This is a genomic window from Enterobacter cloacae complex sp. IR5459 (assembly GCF_049238005.1).
GTDB lineage: Bacteria > Pseudomonadota > Gammaproteobacteria > Enterobacterales > Enterobacteriaceae > Enterobacter > Enterobacter hormaechei_C.
Genome location: NZ_JBMKIG010000041.1, coordinates 1 through 3,351, shown reverse-complemented (window position 1 = coordinate 3,351; position 3,351 = coordinate 1). Strand labels below are relative to the sequence as shown.

Genomic DNA, 3,351 nt, shown 5'->3' with positions numbered 1-3,351 from the left:
GTCGCTGTCGTTCTCAAAATCGGTGGAGCTGCATGACAAAGTCATCGGGCATTATCTGAACATAAAACACTATCAATAAGTTGGAGTCATTACCCGAATGCTCTCAGCAATGTTTATAAACTTCACTTTCTGCTCTTCAGGCGTAGCGCTCCACCCCTGGAACCATCTCTCATTGAAGGTGCGAATTATTTCGTCTAATGGATCTTTTTCCTTTTCACCGCTATGTGCTCCACGTGGATTTGGATTTTGCGGATCAAGCTCAGCTTCCTCATCACTCAACTTGATTGTATGATTGAGCTTCACACGCTGCAATCCATAGGAACTCAAATCAACAGAGTCTAAAAGCTCATCAATAGCATCTGCATCAGGATCTTCAACTATCAGCTTAGGTATGAGGAATTTCAAGAACCAGAACAGTTTCTCCCAAGCTACCATCTCATAAGGCATGATAGAGGCCATTTGCCCGTAAATTTTCACGAACTGTTTGGCTTTAATTTTGAAATCAACTTTAGCTTCAGGTTCGAGTTCTAACTCACAGTCAAAACGAGCTGCTGCAACATCGATTATCGGGCTAAGAGTCTGGGCATCCTCATTATTAAAGTAACGAACTACAAACTCTTCAACTTCAAGCCACTCATAAACCCCCACATCATCCATTTCGTCTTTTAACTCATGCAGCACATTAATATCGGTGGCTTGCGACAAAGATGTGGCTGTGTAAAACGGATCAAATGCTAACTGAATTTCCTCAACAGAATTGAAGAAATCCAGTACAAATAAATCTTCTGTTTTCTTTCCCAACTTGGGTGCACTACGATTGAGTCGCGACAATGCTTGCACACACAAGACGCTCGCTAGCTTTTTATCCACATACATCGCACAAAGCTTTGGCTGGTCGAATCCGGTGAGATATTTATTGGCGACAACTAAAAGTCGATATTCATCAGTGTCAAACATATCTTTAGTATCAGTTTCGGCAAAGCCATTGATATCGGCTTCAGTGTACTCAATTCCATCAATTTCTTTCGTACCCGAGAATGCAATTAGAATTTTGAATGGGTTGTTTTGTTCTTCAAGTATACGTTTGATGGCTTTGTGGTAGCGAATGGCAGTCTCAATGTTTTGAGTAACTACCATCCCCTTTCCTTTGCCTTTGAGCTTTTTCGCATTTACCACGTGAGGCACAAAATGCTCCAACATGATCTCTGCCTTTGTATCAATAGTCTGCTGACTGCGTTCAACATAAGCTCTAAGTTTTTTCTGGGCTTTTTTAGTATCGAATTCGGGGTTATCAGCTATTGATTTTTCAATCTCATAATAGCTTTTGTAAGTCGTATAATTAGCAAGCACGTCCAGAATAAAACCTTCTTCTATCGCCTGTTTCATCGAGTAAAGATGGAAGGGTTTAAACGTACCATCTTCCTGGCGCTCTCCAAATTTTTCTAGCGTGCTGTTTTTCGGCGTTGCCGTAAATGCCAGATACGATGCATTACCTCGCATTTTGCGCGACTTCATTGCCTGAAGAATTTTATCCTGAGCATCCTCAGTCTCTTCAACTTCAGTCTTACCCATTGCTCGGTTCATATTGTCATGCGCTGAACCAGATTGAGAACTGTGTGCCTCATCGATGATCACGGCGAAACGCTTATCACTTAAGTCGGCAATACCATCAATGATAAACGGGAATTTTTGAATCGTCGTAATAATAATTTTCTTACCGTTTTCAAGTGCTTGCTTAAGCTCAGATGACTTGTGTGCTGGGGCAATGATATTCTTTACTTCTGAGAACTCTTTAATATTATCCCGTAATTGTTTATCCAACAGGCGTCTGTCAGTCACGATAATCACAGAATCAAATAAAGGCTGCTCCAGGCTTTTACCACCTGCCACGGCTTCGGTAGAAGGGTAGGTCTCAATAAGTTGGTAGGCAGCCCAGGTAATTGAATTAGACTTACCAGAACCAGCTGAATGTTGAATTAAATATGTCTGACCAACGCCATGAGTGGCCGCATGATCTATCAATTTTCTGACAACATCTAACTGGTGGTATCGAGGGAAAAACAAGGTTCGCTTCTGTAATGGCTCTTTGCTTGTGCGATCCAGACGGACAAAGTGTTGGATGATGTTGGCCAGGCTTTCTTTGGTGAATATCTCTTGCCATAGATATGCCGTTTTGTGGCCAGCTGGGTTAGGGGGATTACCTTGGCCAAGATTGTGCCCTTTATTGAACGGCAAGAAAAATGTATTTTTTCCCGCCAACTTCGTGGTCATATAGACTTCGTCCGTATCCACTGCCATATGCACCAGACAACGACCGAATGTCAGTAATGGCTGAGTAGTATCACGATCGTCACGATATTGCTTTTGCCCATGGTAGCGAGCCGTTTGTCCCGTCCAAGCATTTTTTAATTCCAAGGTGATCAGCGGTATACCGTTGATGAACAATACCATGTCTATTTCTTGTAAAGGATTTGCTATCGAGTAATGTACCTGCCTAGTGCAACTAAAAACGTTACCAGCAAAGTTTTGCTTTACTTTCTCACTACTGCTCGCCAGTGGTGCCGGATAAAGCAAAATAAAATGAGCATCATCTACATTCAATCCTTTCTTAAGTAAGTGTAAAATACCGTGCTTTTTGATGAGCCGATCAAATCTTTCCAATAATTTGCGCTGCCAATCTGCTGGATTATTTTTTTGTAATTTAGTCAGTTCAGCTTCCTGTGTCTTTTCTAGAAATTGCCAGAAAAAATGCTCATCAATTGCATATTGCATATTAAAGTCACTAGAAGCACCAATGACATACCCTGCACCGGGGAACTGGGGGGTTAAGCCCTCTTTTAGCTCTTCAGTACTGATACCTACCAAACATTTTTCAATGGTTGACTCTAATGCTTGTTCATTGGTTTGACTAACCATGGTTATATGCTCCCTTATTCAAAACATCTCTATCTAGTGCCAGTATATTCAAATTTTCGCGGGCACCACCATAACCAACTTCCTCTAGTACCATCTGCAGTTCTTTGCTTAGTGTTTCAGGTCGGCGTGCTGTACATTTCTTAAAGCGTTTGTGTGCGTTAAAGCCTCGAAAGCCATGCTCGCTGGGCTTCATGGCTTTAATTGGACTGGTTTGATAATTCACCGTAAACATCTTACGGAGTCCTATCGCTTCACCATCTCTGGCGAAATCTTTATTTTGCCTGTCACAACGCTATTGATCAGAGTTGTTTTATATTCTTTAATTTTTTCGATTTGTTGTTCTTTAAGGGCAATCGCTTCGTCGATTTGCTCTGTCTTTTGGACGAGAAAATTTGCAATTTGGATTTGTTCCTCTTCGGGGGGCAGAATGAAAGG

At 41.6% G+C, this 3,351-nt stretch carries 3 protein-coding genes and 1 pseudogene; 1 reads left to right on the top strand and 3 read right to left on the bottom strand.

Features of this window, described 5'->3' with window-relative positions; genetic code table 11:
• On the top strand, positions 1-79 hold a 79-nt coding region (locus tag ACOTX4_RS25605), incomplete at its 5' end, for an IS1 family transposase (protein WP_001401901.1).
• Here ACOTX4_RS25605 and ACOTX4_RS25600 read toward each other — a convergent pair.
• The 3 genes and pseudogenes from ACOTX4_RS25600 to ACOTX4_RS25590 all read right to left on the bottom strand — a co-directional run.
• Positions 73-2,916 carry a type I restriction endonuclease subunit R gene (locus ACOTX4_RS25600; RefSeq protein WP_421635503.1) on the bottom strand — a complete coding sequence of 948 codons (2,844 nt, stop codon included), beginning with the start codon at positions 2,914-2,916 and terminating at the stop codon, positions 73-75. The two genes, ACOTX4_RS25605 and ACOTX4_RS25600, sit on opposite strands and share 7 nt — an antisense overlap.
• On the bottom strand, positions 2,909-3,148 hold the full coding sequence (locus ACOTX4_RS25595; protein WP_131774184.1) for a hypothetical protein: 240 nt from the start codon (positions 3,146-3,148) through the stop codon (positions 2,909-2,911). Before ACOTX4_RS25595 ends, ACOTX4_RS25600 begins: the two co-directional genes overlap by 8 nt.
• 11 nt (positions 3,149-3,159) lie before the next feature.
• A pseudogene (locus tag ACOTX4_RS25590) lies at positions 3,160-3,351 on the bottom strand (restriction endonuclease subunit S); the annotation flags it as partial.

Bases quoted from the DNA above. Each gene is read 5' to 3' on its own strand.
- ACOTX4_RS25600 (WP_421635503.1), bottom strand. From the start codon at position 2,916: ATGGTTAGTCAAACCAATGAACAAGCATTAGAGTCAACCATTGAAAAA.
- ACOTX4_RS25595 (WP_131774184.1), bottom strand. From the start codon at position 3,148: ATGTTTACGGTGAATTATCAAACCAGTCCAATTAAAGCCATGAAGCCC.